Annotated in this window: 8 protein-coding genes; 2 read left to right on the top strand and 6 right to left on the bottom strand. The window is 40.7% G+C overall.

Annotated features, from left to right (window positions below; all coding sequences use genetic code 11):
- Window positions 1–56: 56 nt before the first annotated feature.
- Entirely contained in the window at window positions 57–3,047 is a 2,991-nt protein-coding gene (locus AB4503_RS11430) for a DEAD/DEAH box helicase (RefSeq protein ID WP_372114682.1), read from the top strand.
- A gap of 39 nt (window positions 3,048–3,086) precedes the next feature.
- On the opposite strand, the gene rdrB is transcribed toward AB4503_RS11430, so the two are convergent.
- The 4 genes from rdrB to AB4503_RS11450 form a co-directional block, all read right to left on the bottom strand.
- Entirely contained in the window at window positions 3,087–5,618 is a 2,532-nt protein-coding gene (gene rdrB / locus AB4503_RS11435) for an antiviral RADAR system adenosine deaminase RdrB (protein ID WP_372114684.1), read from the bottom strand.
- A complete protein-coding gene (locus AB4503_RS11440; protein WP_372114686.1) occupies window positions 5,618–8,182 on the bottom strand; it encodes a hypothetical protein in 2,565 nt (854 codons plus the stop codon). Before AB4503_RS11440 ends, rdrB begins: the two co-directional genes overlap by 1 nt.
- Window positions 8,183–8,845: 663 nt before the next feature.
- Window positions 8,846–9,136: a hypothetical protein gene (locus AB4503_RS11445; protein WP_372114687.1), complete on the bottom strand. Its 291-nt coding sequence runs from the start codon at window positions 9,134–9,136 to the stop codon at window positions 8,846–8,848.
- 205 nt (window positions 9,137–9,341) lie between these two features.
- On the bottom strand, window positions 9,342–9,656 hold the full coding sequence (locus AB4503_RS11450; RefSeq protein WP_372114689.1) for a hypothetical protein: 315 nt from the start codon (window positions 9,654–9,656) through the stop codon (window positions 9,342–9,344).
- Between the two features lie 383 nt (window positions 9,657–10,039).
- Between AB4503_RS11450 and AB4503_RS11455 the strand changes: the two genes are divergently transcribed.
- Window positions 10,040–11,422 (top strand): MATE family efflux transporter, encoded by a 1,383-nt coding sequence (locus AB4503_RS11455; RefSeq protein ID WP_372114691.1) that lies wholly within the window; start codon window positions 10,040–10,042, stop codon window positions 11,420–11,422.
- A gap of 97 nt (window positions 11,423–11,519) precedes the next feature.
- Here the strand turns inward: AB4503_RS11455 and AB4503_RS11460 are convergent, their stop codons facing one another.
- On the bottom strand, window positions 11,520–12,083 hold the full coding sequence (locus AB4503_RS11460) for a type II secretion system protein (RefSeq protein WP_372114693.1): 564 nt from the start codon (window positions 12,081–12,083) through the stop codon (window positions 11,520–11,522).
- A 361-nt stretch (window positions 12,084–12,444) separates the two neighbouring features.
- Window positions 12,445–13,971 (bottom strand): methyl-accepting chemotaxis protein, encoded by a 1,527-nt coding sequence (locus tag AB4503_RS11465; protein WP_372114724.1) that lies wholly within the window; start codon window positions 13,969–13,971, stop codon window positions 12,445–12,447.
- Between the last annotated feature and the right edge of the window lie 191 nt (window positions 13,972–14,162).

Here is a 14,162-nt window from a genome sequence, read left to right on the forward strand (position 1 = left end):
GCATCTTGTTACAAATAGCCATGTTGCATCTGTGTATTTGTTTTAAGGAATTGAAAATGGGAATCTTAAAAGAGAGCTTAATCGGAAAAAGCCAACTGTCTTGGTTAGCCTTGGCAGATAGAAAACTTTCACCTGAAGAAATCCATACTTCATGGTGTGAAAATAATTTTATCTTTCAAGAAGAAAACTCAGCTCTAGAAATCCCAGGTTTGCGCCCTCCCCAAATTGGCGGAATCTATGCTGCACTTGGTTACGAAAAATCCGAAGCTAGTAGTGCTGCAACTATAGTTATGCCAACAGGTACAGGGAAAACCGAAACTATTTTATCCATCGTTGTTGCGGGTAGATTTCGCAAAACACTAGTTATTGTGCCTTCTGACGCCTTGCGCGAACAAACCAAGAAAAAGTTTTTAGAACTTGGGCTCTTAAGACAACTAGGGATGCTTAATGATAGCTTCGAGAACCCTATCGTTGCGACTATAAAAAACGGCATTCAAGATATCAACGAAATCAATCAACTATTAAACTCAAACGTAATCATTGCAACCGCCGCAGCATTATCAAAGTTCCATAAGGACGCCTTAGAGACCTTAACAAAGGCATGTTCTCATCTAATTGTGGACGAAGCACACCATGTAACAGCGACAACTTGGGCGCGAATAAAAGCGCAGTTTGCCGATAAACCAATATTTCAATTCACCGCAACTCCTTTTCGAACGGACTGCTCTAGAGTAGACGGAAAGATTATTTTTAACTACTCACTTAGCAAAGCTCAACTCGATGGTTACTTTAAGCCAATAGAGTTTCATCCAGTGAAAGAGTTTGTAGAAGAGAAAGCAGATAAAGTGATTGCTCAGAAAGCCATTGAATTACTGAAGGCCGACTTGAAGAACGGTCTTAACCACATAGTGATGGCTAGAGCAAACAACATCAAAAGAGCAACACAAGTATTTGAATACTATAAAAATGAGACCGAGCTCAATCCTATACTGATTACAAGTAAAGCAAAACGCAAAGACGAAGTTCTTAAAGCTATCAAGGCGGGAAAACATCGAATAATCGTATGTGTCAATATGCTCGGAGAAGGATTCGATTTACCTCAATTAAAAATTTCAGCGATTCATGACCCACACAAGAGTATCAATGTAATGCTCCAGTTTACTGGACGCTTTACAAGAACAACGCAAGGAGTCGGGGATGCAAAATTTGTTGCTAACATAGCAAACCCTAAACTGAACGATTGCCTTGAAGAACTGTACAATGAAGACTCCGACTGGAATTGTATCATCAGTAACATCAGCAGTGAGAAGGTAACGTCAGAACTAAAGTATCAAGATTTCAAAGCTGGCTTTTCAGAACCAAGTAAATTGCTGGATTTGGGGTTAACACCAAGTATAAGTACCACCGTATTTAACTTAAGAGCTGCTACTTGGAAACCTGAAAACTTCTATAAGTTTGGTAACAAGCATTTTCAGATTCATGACTCCGTTCTAAATGATGAGCAAGATACCCTTGTCTTTTCGGTCAAATCATATGCTCCAGTTGGGTGGTCAAGTTCTAAAGAGCTATTTGACGAATCATGGGATCTATATATCGCCTATTTAGATAAACGAAACAAGTTGCTCTTTATCCACTCATCTGCAAAGGATGGTCTTGTAAAACGTTTGGCAAAATTAATCGCGGATGGAGCTCCTCAAGTAAACGGAGAGCGGGTATTTCGTGCACTTTCTGGGCTCAAGAGGTTGAAGCTCCAAAATGTTGGTCTAAACAAGAACAAGAAAGGTCTGCGTTACTCCATGCATACGGGAACTGAAATCAATGATCAGATTCCAGACATTGAAGCTAAACGTTCTATCAAATCCAATATTTTTGGCAAAGGGTACGAAGACGGTCAACTTGTTAGTGTCGGATGTTCCTACAAGGGTAAAGTCTGGTCGATGGACAGCGATTCTCTGGAGCAATGGATCGACTGGTGCAAAAACGTTGGCAAAAAAATCTTAGATGAGTCTATCGATACTAACCAAGTATTGAAAACTGCTATGCAAAGTGAAGAGTTAACCGAATATCCAGATCTTAGGTTACTCAATGTCGAATGGCCAGTTGAGCTATTGCGCAAGAATGACCGAAAAGTATATCTAAGCGATGGTAAGTGGGAGGAGACATTATTCAACTGCGAGTTAACTTTATCAGATAAGACCAATGATAAAGATAACGTCAGGTACTTTGACATCTCGACTCCTCTTGGATCATTTAGCGTTTCAGCAATCATTACAGCCAAGGGTGAAGTAACTTACAGCTCCGATACACCTCTATACATAATCATAGGGAGTGAAGAGCATCTAGTGACTGATTTCTTTGATGAAAATCCCCCTGCCTTCTTCTTAGAGGATACCTCAATCATCGATGGCGGGTATAGATACTATTCGTATGAAGAGTATGCATACTTATACTCCTTGAACAATATTGAGGGCTGGTTGTGGGATGGCGTTGATATTTCGGTGGAATCCCAAACACACCTAAGGCACCCACACTCAATTCAGTACCATACTATCCAACAAATCAAAGATAACTACGATCTAGTGTTCGATGACGATGGTAGCGGAGAGATCGCTGATATTGTAGCCATCAAAAATAACGATGATTCCGAGCTAATTATAGATTTATATCACTGTAAATATTGTTCTAAAAAGAAAGGCGTAGCGAAGCCTGGAGCACGAGTAGACGATATCTATCAAGTGGCAGGGCAAGCTGTGAAAAGTATTAAATGGTTTGCTAACAAAGAAGCTCTGATCAACAGATTAATCGATAGAGAGCGAGTTAGATTAAGTCAAGAGAAGGCATCACGTATTGACAAAGGAACGCTAGAACAGCTAATCCATCTGTCAAAAGTTGCTAGATATGCCTCATTCAAAGTTGGAGTAGCTATCGTTCAACCAGCAGTATCCAAGGCTCAAATCTCTAACGACATTCTATCTGTTTTAGGAGCTACTGAAGCTTATATTGACGAAATCAGTGGTATTAAGCTAAGGGTTGTCATAAGCAAATAATTTACTTGTATAAAAGAAGAAGCCCATTAGGCTTCTTCTCTATACATAATTCTCAACTGTATTTGACCAGTTGAGATGGTTTGAGCGGAAAACTTCAACACCAGTTCGACGGATAGTCTCTATCCATTGATGTGCGTCGGATTCACTAACAGATTCATAAGTCATAGCACACTGCTTAATTACCCGATGCTCGTTGTCTAGTGTTGTAGGCATCAAACCAGCATCATCCGTATTGATACAGACGCGAACAGCCCCCGTCCTGATACCGAATTTATTCGAACTACCACCAGGATTGAGATTCTCTCTGTTAGGTGGCGTCCATCTAAAAATCGGGTGTTCATGGTAATTGTTTAGTCTGCCAATATAAATATTCGATGTAGGACATGCTTCAAGTATCCATTGTGACTGACTAACCTTCTCTAACATGAAATCTTGAATACCCTGAATTAAGTCAAGTTCCGCATTAGATAATGAGTCAACAAGCTCCCTCTTATCATAGTGCAATCGATTTATTGAAATATCTTTCTCATAACTAATCGATACTATTTGGTCATGGTCAAAGTCATGACGTCGACGGCTCAAGTAGTCTTGCCATAGTGCATAAGCAGACTTTGACTGACTTTGAGGATTAGCTTTCTTGGACAGTTGTATTAACTTGGCATCTGGAACCCACAAAAGATATTCATCATCCAAGCACTCTGCATTTTGTTCGACTGTAATTGGACAATTTCTTCTCATCTGCCACGCTTGATAGAGTAATCTAGGCGAAAACTCTTGGTTATGAAGCTCGACACAGAAATGACGAATTTTTTCCGAAATAATTAAGAGCGCAGGCTGAAACTGTGGGTTTTTAGCAACCAGTTCAAGTCCTATATGGTAGCACCAAACCAAATTATCCAAGTGCTCCTGTAGAGGTAAATAAATATGTTGCTGCCTAGAGATCCAGTTATGAACGTCCACCCCTAATGCTAAACCATGCCCAATACGATCGCCTGGCTGGTATTCACAAAAGCGCACAGCTTCATCAACGGCTCGAAGACCACTAAGAATATGACTAAAATCTTCTCCAGCGTGAAGCGTGATAAAAGGTTGCCTTAAACGAACTTCTGAGGGAAACCTGAATTTGTGTTTGGCGTTTCTAAGCACCCTAAGTGCTGGCGCAAAGACTTCTATAGGGAGTTCGTTTTCGTTCCCCGCCACGTCGAATCCCCTCAACATTGCTCTTAGGTCGACTTGTCCATACTCTAGGGTATCTCGTTTCAGAATAGGAAAAGCGCCAAAGGTTAACGAACTAGAAAAAGATTGTATCGTTCTAACAGTTTCCTTGCTTTGTTTCCTCGCGATAGCATATCTGCGATTTTGCTCTTGCTTACTAAACCCTCTAGTAAAATGGTAGACAAAGTGAACCTGCTTATCTTTGCCATTCTCTAAATATGACTGTGCGAGTTTATGAAACGCCCTGTAATCCGAATCACTTATTCTAAACTCACGAAAAGTATACTCTTCTAGATCATACAGTTGAGATTGTTCACGATAATTTATGCTAGATACAGGTTTTCTGTAGTTAAAATTGAAGTAACGAACGAAATCTCCAAGTCCAACACCAGAGACCACCATATAATTGCGTAGTATTGATGACGTCACGATAAACGCTGTTAAACACTTTTTTGAGTGTGGGTTTCGAACACGACGTAAAAGTAAAGAGATAGCCGTTGTTATTAATATCCAACTCGCATGATGATCTAGGTTAGCAGCAGCATTCATTAATGCTGATATATCGTCTTTGGGATGTAAACCTGTAAACTCAGAAGCATGCCTACTGATTCTGTATGTATTCAATGACTTCCAATCATACGATGAAGACTTCTTATCCCATACTTTCCTTTCTGAGTTTGAAATAATTAAGCCAAACAAACGATGTAGTAATACTGGTAAACAAGTAACATCTATAGATTCGCTATTGAACAAACTGTGCTCTTGTCTAAATGGCCAACGACTCTTATCGGAGCTAGGTCGCTTATCTAGATGTAGCGCAAATGCGGCCATGGAAAGGCTATAATGTCCATGACCTCCCAAGTGAACATGGTTATCTGCGACAGGCTCGCCATCAAACCTTTTGGGTAATGCATTAGGGCATTGCTGTAATGTTAGTTTGACTACTTGTTCTATAGATATTGTTTTATTGTCTATAAGCTCAGCATATCCACAGCCTATAATCCATGCAGGGTCAATCTGAGCAAGCAGTGCTAACCATAGTTCAAGTTTCTCATTTTTAACTTCAAATCTATCACCTCGCCAACTAACAAAACCGTCACGAAGCTTGGTTATCACAGAAACTAAGTCCAGTGGCTTTTTAATGTCTACCCACTGTGCTAATGCAAGATCTATATCTTCCTGCCGAAGCCTACCTGGCATATACGCCTGATAGTCTCTTAAGGCCATCCTATATAAGTGTTTCTGTTGCTTCTCTTTAGCCACTGAGTGAAGCGGAGATTCTACTAATTGGTTCAGTAACCGATCAGACCCTAAAAGTACAGTTGGTACTAGCCAATGCAATGGTAAGCTATGCATTATTTGTTCTTCCTAGCCAGTAACACCTGATAAACATCCCAGTGGGATTTATGGTATTTCGATTCCTCGGGGTTTTCACCAAGCTCATCTAGTACCGCTTTAGTCATACCTTCTATCTCAATATCGCTTAGCTCTCCACTTTTAATAGCAGACTCTAATTTCTTAGCTGAATTTAAACGCTTACCGTTACCAAACCATTCTTTTAAGGTATCAATTCCCTGTTTCGCAGTAGTAGCAGTTTTAGACTTTGGTTTGTTCATAGCTACGCCATCAGAAGAATTCCGTGATACTCCATTCTGATTAGTTATTGGCGCGGAGACCAAATCAACACATTTGTTAATGTCAACGCCGTCACCTAGCGCAATGAAAACAGGGTGAAGAGAAACTGCATTTATAAATTGGGCAGCTTTAGCTTCGTGATCAAGTTCATGCCCAGAGCCCTCAACTAGGAACTCATTAATCCATCCAACGTTCTTCTGATATGTTTTTGATTGAATTGAAAACTCCGAAAGATCACGTAACATGCTGTGGGTTGAATCAAGTGCCAAGTTTGCGGGAACAACGTTTCTATTACTCAAAAGGAATCCGAAAGCATTTACCAAGATATACTTGAAGCGCAAAATCGCATCTATCAAAGTGTCATCAGCATTATTACCTTTGTGATAACGTTCACGAAGCAGGTTTAGTTGAGAAAACACTTTGTTAAAAACAGCAACTAAGAGAGCCAAAAGTCTTGTTTCATCGCCAACGAAAGATTTAATCAGCTCTCGATTACTGTTGCTCCAATCCATTACTTTACCAATGAACTCATCATAGTTCCCCGTATCTGCATCCTCTTCAGTATCTATGCTTGGTGATGAAACTGGATCTTCATCAACATACTTAGTCGGGTTAAGAGCATGAATAGAATAAAAAGGAGTGGAATCCATAACCTCTTTAAGCTTTTGCTCACATTGTTCAGGACAAAGTTCTCCATAGAAAGACATAAGGATCGAAGTAGTCAATAACTCAAACGCCTTACTAAAGTAAACTTTTCGTTGCTGACTACCTTGTGTTGCATAGTATGCCGAGTGAGTATAAAGCCCTAGTGTGTAGCGATTTTTCTCATGAGCAGTATTTCCTCTCGTAATAGACATGTAATCAGTAAACATTTCTAATGGTGGCATACTGCGTATAACTCGCGCATCGGACAAGTTTTCTAAGAGGCTCACATTATTCCCTATGCCTTTTGACTTATCGAAAGCTTGAGCAAACTTGACCTGTTCTTCACAGAACTTATGACTCGCCCAAGGAAGTCGTTCTGATGCTTGATCTCTGATATTAAAGATAAGTAATTCACTCAGTTTTAAAGGAACTTGAGTGCTCATGCTCTGCAATGCACTTCGGGCTAATGCATAGCTAGAACCATGCTGCTGACTTTCTGACCAAACACGTAACGATTCCCAGTTTTCTTCCATCCTCTTATCATCCTTTAAGGATGATGGAGCTAGAAGTCTTACTAATTGTCCAACCTCACGAGCAGACTGAGGGCTTGGATATTCAGCGCTTCTCTCTTGACCATTTACAGAGCCGAAGAAAAACTCTTTAAAACTTTGTTGATATTCCCTGTATGAAATCCATGTATCTGTAGCGTTAAGCTTAGAATCTTTAATGGTCAAGAGAGGAAGCAGAGCAGCAATAGGTTTAAGTGCAATTCGATAATGATTTGGTAAGACTTTAGCGAGATAAGCATCCGCAAGCTCGTTACTTTTCTTCGCCCCATACCCGTTAGAAACTTCATTATAACTTGGGTGATCAAGGCTTTTTGTTAACTCAAGTTTTACTAAATGATGATAAAGTTCAAGCTCTCCACTAACTAGTGGGATAATATCAGGGCACGATAAACGCCTACGAATTTCTTCTAAAACGTCGTATGCATTTTCAAGAGCCATATCAACATCATCTATTGAAATTACAATGGCGTCACATCCAAAAATTAACTTAGACACTCTAATATACTCATGGAAAAGACAATCAATCTTAATCCCTGAGCTGTATTGGATAATCTTATCCAATCCAACGTGTTCACTATGCTCTCCCGCGTACTGCACAGCTTCTGACAAACTTCTTAGAGCTTGGAAAAAAGAATCTTTAGCATTCTCTAGCTCTCGAGCAGACAACTTGGACGTTCCAGAGTTAATTACATTCATTACTTGATTGTAAATATGAGCAACAAGCACATTCGTAAAGCTATCGTGATCTTGAAGTAAGGTGGGATCAATAATGGGAGCAAAATACAGCGAAGGCAGATTATTGTCTGAGCGCTTGTGGTCTACCCACAATGCTTGAGCGCTCTTAAGAAAAACTGATTTTCCCGTCCCACGCCCACCACTTATAAGAATTGCATTGTGTAAGTTCTGACCAGCCCCTTGAGAATTAGAGGTGCACACATAGTTTCTAGCCTCTAGTCCAAAATGCTCTAAGTGTTTTAAAAGCTGTATAGCCGACTGCTGTTGCCACAACTCTTGAGCTGAGAATTGTTCATCATACTCTGGTTTATCTAAATCTAATTCGATGAGTTCCATTGGATATGCATAAGTCATTAATAACAAACCAATAGAATATGTCTAAATCAATATGAAAGCCATGACTTAACTTCAAGAATGCACTAACTGTTAACGTATTGAAATGATTAAGTTCTATATTCCCAATGTAGCCATTACAATAACGTCATCGGTACTAAATAACATTCATATAACTTAGTTCGTAAAGTGCGGTTCGCAAAGTACGGTTCGGGTTTTACGAACTGAGCAATTACTCTAAAAAAGTTGTACGAAGAACAAGTTTCCAACTTAGTTAACCAAACTTGCACCCTTCATGAGCAATGAATCGCTGAAGTTTCCAACTTAGTTATTTTTAATGAGTATTCCAGATGGTTGATTTAGAAAGCTGGTAAGTTTCCATCTTAGTTATCTGTGATCAATAACCGTAAGGTAAAGGTTTAAGGTGAAATGAATCTAACGATGAATGAGGAAACGATGATGGGATGTTGCAATAAAGCGCCAAAAGGTGGAGCCCCTCTTGGCTTACTTCTAAAGGTCACGCTTGGGATTGGGTTATTAGTGTTTCTGCTGGCTTTGTGGCAGTGAGAGGCTTATACAGAGGTAGGTTTTAAGCTAAGAAGTGATGGTATAAACAAGATAGCTAGCGCCAAGTTGATATTGGCGCCATAGTCGTTTGGTAGGTGTTTACCCTATTGGCTTACATGCTCCTAAAAACGCACTTTGATACCTATAGAATTCAATTACACCTTGCTCATCCGTGATAAAGGTATACGTGCAACTGTCATTGAAAATCCTATATTCCGCCTCAATCACACCATCATCTTTAGACTTAATTTGGTAGGGTTCTCCCCACTGCTCTACAAGTTTATCTATATGATGCCCGGTCCAACTTTCACCAAAGTAGCTCTCAGTCACAAGTAAAGAGCAACCACTTAGGACGAGCGCAAACGCTAAACTCAGTAGTCTTAATTTCATAACGGTTAACCTAATCATTCATACGGATGCGAGGGTAACAATTGAATGATTCACATAAAAGATAAAACGAGAGCGGAGATAAGAGCAGATAACTTCCAGCCAATACTTTGAGGCAGCTTGCTGCTTTAGTTAATTTGTACATTGTGAATAAATCACGATTTGTACCACACCTTGCGAACCACTCTAAACCGTTTATTAACTGTGGTTAGTTGGAGATAGTAGTCTCTTTAAAGATCAGCTTCAGTGGTTTAACTAATGAGAAAATCCACAAACCGAACGCTGCAAAACACCACATAAACAGCGTTAGAAACAAACTAAACATCGGCCACATTGCCAAAGCTAGTAGCAGACCAGACAGCCCCGTTACTGGTGTTTGTTCCCACTTTACCGTTTCCGCACCAAATATGGATGCGACACCACATATCAAGAAGAAAACAAAGAAGCTCAGACTAAATCCGATAAAGAGCATTTTGAAAAGAGACCTTTTCGAGATTTTCTTAACTGTAATTTCCATTTGCATCCCTATTTTTGTACAACACATGTTAAAAAAGCTCTGGACTTAGCTACAGAACTTTTCTACCTAGTTCCCTATCCACCAATTGTACTAGCCTTTGTCTTCTCATAACAATCACTTATACCGCCTACTTAGTGATTAATGTGGCAAATATATAATTTAACTACCTCGCATGATTCCCACTAAATCATAAACTTAAATGCGTTAAACCCGTGTTGTAACCATCAGAACCTATCCGTACCTCGGAGTAAGTGAAACTCAATAAATCCAATGCTTGACCCTATACGGTAAGGTGTTTATATTGTCGCCCGCCCAACGGGGCACATCCTAAAATGCACACCGGCCATCCTGCCATCATTCGTGTATTTATATTGGTGTTGTGAACTTCCATGCTAACGAAACTTCGTCCTTTTACTCGTGAATCGGGTGCGCTTATGCATCTTTCTATTCCAATCATTTTGACTCAAATAGCGACCCAAGCGATGGGGTTTGTCGATACGACAATGGCTGGCCAAGTAAGTCCTGCCGATCTTGCCGCTATTGCGCTCGGCACCAGCCTTTGGATTCCTGTATTACTGCTACTACGTGGCGTGATTATGGCTTTAACGCCTGTAGTCGCTTACCACCGCGGCGCACGTGATTTCCAAAGTATCTCTGTTGAATTCTTCCAAATGGTTTGGTTGGCATTAATTGCTAGCGTATTACTCATCGCTTACTTAGTGAGTGCGAAACCGATCTTAGAATGGATTGGGGTTGCCGCTGAGATCATTCCCATTGGTAGCGACTATGCTTTTGCCCTGGCCTTTGGTGTTCCGGGTATTGCCCTGTTTTATACCTTGAATGGCTTCTGTGAAGGTATGAACAACACCAAAGTGCCAATGATCATTTCGGTAATTGGTTTGCTGATTAACATTCCGGTCAACTACGTGCTTATCTACGGTAAGTTTGGTTTCCCTGAAATGGGTGCTGTTGGCTGTGGCTGGGCAACGAGCTTAGTGTATTGGCTAATGTCGGGAATGCTGTATTCCTACATTAAAGGCCACCATCATTACAAAACCATCATCAGCTTTGCAGACGCTAAGCTAAAAGCAAAAGAGATGCTTCATCTTTTAAGGTTAGGTTTACCTATCGGGATGAACATTGCAGTGTGTGGCAGTATCTTTGCGGTTATCGCATTAATGATCGGCCGTATTGGTGCCGAGAATGTGGCAGCGGCGCAAATCGCTCTCAATATATCGAGCCTAACTTATGTGATCCCGATGAGTATCTCGTTTGGCATTACGATTCGTGTTGGACACGCTTTGGGTGAAAAAGATGAACTTGGCGCGATTGAGCGCAGTAAAGTCGGTATTTTGGTGGCAGCATTAATCTCGTTGCTTTCGGTAGCGATGTTCCTACTGTTCCCTGAATTAATCATTAGGCTTTACACCACTGACCCAGTAATCAGTGCAACAGCGGCAGTGTTATTGACCTTTACCGCTATGTACCAATTCAGTGATGCTCTGCAAACCTCTGCAAATGGTGCTCTGCGTGGCTATAAAGATACCAAGATCCCGATGATCTTAGCTATCGCTTCATACTGGGGCTTAGCGTTACCACTGGGTATGGTGTTGGGCTTAACAGACCACATTGTTCCAGCAATGGGTGAAGAAGGCTTCTGGATTGGTATTCTGACGGGATTAAGCGTATCAGCTGCGTTGATGTTGCTTCGCTTGCGATACGTAATTAAGAAGCGTGACTTGCCACCAGCAAGTACTCCATTGTTAAACTAAGATAGACCTATAAGCTAATACAAAAAAGCGCGTTATTGCTACTCGGCAATAACGCGCTTTTTTATTAAATTTCTATAAACCAGATAATGTCCTTGGTTTAACACTCATCGTTCATTACCCGAACTGTACACTCACAACCATCTACTGGACATGTGTCTCCACTTGTCCTGCCGCCAAAAGAGTCATAAAGAACATAACAACCTGAAGGTAAGGCATCATCAGTTATGTTATTGCTGTTAAGGTCAGCTTGACTAAATGGCTGAGTATACCCCACTACCGTGTGTCTGTTACCTAATTCAGAGATGATGCTGTCATCATCCGACAAAGTTAGGAAATCGAGCATATTTAACGCATCTCCTGATTCACCTTCACTTTCAGGACAAAGTGTTCCCCAGTCGACTTCAACTCTACCGATACCAAAATCGATTACGTAGTTGCTCTGATCACCTGGGTTTGTTGCGTCAGGATCAAGCCCTGCGATAATAGCTTTAGAAGTCACTTGCGTGATCACGCCTTCCATCGCACCCGCAACACCTTCAAGTACCGCTTCTCTCGCTGATTCCTGAATACCTAGAAATCTTGGAGCAGCCGTTACCGCTAATACTCCAAGTATCACGATCACGATGATTAATTCCATTAACGTAAAGCCGTTTTTCTTCATAACACCCACATCAACCGATAATTAAAGAACATTCAATAAGTGAATGAATTATCAACAACTATACATTGTGGAGAGATGCGTAACACCTTATGTGTCGCATCAAAGCTGCTGTTTAGTCGGTTTTTTGAACTTGCGCATGTGAAGTAAAGGGAAGTAGCTTCATGTTACTGTCTTATTTATTCACGTTCTTTTGAATAGGCTAAATTGTCACGATATAGCGACGCGCTTACATTCTTCATCTCTGTTGTGCGCTATTGGTGTATTTGCTTTGGCATGTCGCAAAAAAGCGCTCATGTGTAACATAAGCGCGATTGAATAACTGGAGACTCGACATACCTCTTAAAGACGCATGTCGGGAAATCTAGATTTTAAATGAGCCGACATAACGGTCAAGAACTTGTGACAACTCTGCCAGCTGCTGGCTTGATTGCTCTAACTTCTCACTTGCGCTCAAACCATTCTTGACTGAGCTATTAACCGTATCCATATTCATATTAATTTCATTCGCTACCGCTGATTGCTGCTCCGTCGCCGTTGCGACTTGCGTATTAATATCGAGAATAGCCAAAACTTGCGTAGAAATTTTTTCCAAAGCTTGGCGAGCCATTTCAGTTTCAGTCGTACCCTCTTCAATTAAGCTTTTACTATTACTCATCGAACTAACAGCGTTCTTAGCTTCGGTTTGAAGTTGGTTAATCATAGTGTCAATTTCATCGGTAGACTGCGCGGTTTTTGTCGCAAGGTTACGAACTTCATCAGCAACGACAGCAAAGCCTCGACCAGCCTCACCAGCACGCGCAGCTTCAATTGCAGCATTAAGCGCCAGTAAATTCGTTTGCTCAGAGATACCTCTAATAACATCAAGAATAGTACCGATCGACTGGGTATTATCAGCAAGACTAACAATGATGTCAGAAGCACTATTCATCTCGGCTTCAAGGTTCGAGATTGAGGTCGTGGTCTTCTCAATCGTCTTATGACCTTCTTGAGTTTCACTCGCCGCCATGTTTGCCGCACTTGCAGCACCAGCCGCGCTAGATGCAATTTCATTAACCGTGGCAATCATTTCATTCATAGACGTCACGACCAACATGGTTTGTTCGTTCTGCTCTTGCCCTCTTTGCAATGCTTGTTGTGACTGCTCACGAAGACCAATAGCAGTGCTATTTAATTCAACACCCGTATTCACTGTTTGCTTAATTATCTCGTGCACCTTGCCAACAAACACATTGAAAGCCGATGATATTTGGCCAACTTCGTCATTCCCTTTGATAGGCAAACGTACCGATAGATCGCCATCACCTTCAGAAATATCGTGTAATGTATTTTTCAATACTAAGAGAGGCTGCATCAGCTTGTTAAGAAGAAGCGATAGAACAACGAGACAAACAACAAAAATGAAAACCATTGAAGCGAGCTGGTAACTAATAATACCGTTCGTTGCTTGGCTAACTTCTGTGATAGGGATACCGATATCAAAGGTACCATACAGCTCACCGTTTACGTAGATAGGTGCCATGATGTCAAACACCCATACTTGTTGAACATCAGCGTACCATTTTGAATACTGTTGTACGCCTTGGGTTGCACCTTTTACGGTATAGCTATCTTCGTAAACTTTATTAAGTTTATTTTTATCGCTGTGAGCAATAGCACTTACGTTACTATCAATAACAATGGCATAAGTGACATCAGATCGCTGTTTCAGCTCACCCACCAGCTTTTGTAAATCTTGAACTGGATTATCTGAATTCTCTAAGATATACCCAGCATTTCCAGCCAAGAATTCAGCTTGAACTTGAGACTTGTTTAATATTATCTCATCGATTTTTTCGCTCGAAATGAAATAGGTTGACGCCATACTCGCAGCGACTGCAATGCCAAACATAATAAAAACGGCAAATAGGATTGTTTTCTTCATTTAGGTTGTCTCGACGCAAGTTTGTTAAAAGTTATCTAAAGGTTTCAATAGCTGAAACCAAAGCTCGCACGTTTTATCTCGTGTTAGAGCTCCCCACTAATCCTTTATCTGTAAAAATTCCGATAACTTTAGCTAAATCATATAAAAAAACATATGTT

Origin of the sequence: Vibrio sp. 10N.222.55.B11 (genome assembly GCF_041473705.1) — a bacterium.
GTDB classification, from domain to species: Bacteria; Pseudomonadota; Gammaproteobacteria; order Enterobacterales; family Vibrionaceae; genus Vibrio; species Vibrio crassostreae_C.

Bases quoted from the DNA above. Each gene is read 5' to 3' on its own strand.
- AB4503_RS11430 (WP_372114682.1), top strand. From the start codon at position 57: ATGGGAATCTTAAAAGAGAGCTTAATCGGAAAAAGCCAACTGTCTTGG.
- rdrB (WP_372114684.1), bottom strand. From the start codon at position 5,618: ATGCATAGCTTACCATTGCATTGGCTAGTACCAACTGTACTTTTAGGG.
- AB4503_RS11440 (WP_372114686.1), bottom strand. From the start codon at position 8,182: ATGGAACTCATCGAATTAGATTTAGATAAACCAGAGTATGATGAACAA.
- AB4503_RS11445 (WP_372114687.1), bottom strand. From the start codon at position 9,136: ATGAAATTAAGACTACTGAGTTTAGCGTTTGCGCTCGTCCTAAGTGGT.
- AB4503_RS11450 (WP_372114689.1), bottom strand. From the start codon at position 9,656: ATGCAAATGGAAATTACAGTTAAGAAAATCTCGAAAAGGTCTCTTTTC.
- AB4503_RS11455 (WP_372114691.1), top strand. From the start codon at position 10,040: ATGCTAACGAAACTTCGTCCTTTTACTCGTGAATCGGGTGCGCTTATG.
- AB4503_RS11460 (WP_372114693.1), bottom strand. From the start codon at position 12,083: ATGAAGAAAAACGGCTTTACGTTAATGGAATTAATCATCGTGATCGTG.
- AB4503_RS11465 (WP_372114724.1), bottom strand. From the start codon at position 13,971: ATGTTTGGCATTGCAGTCGCTGCGAGTATGGCGTCAACCTATTTCATT.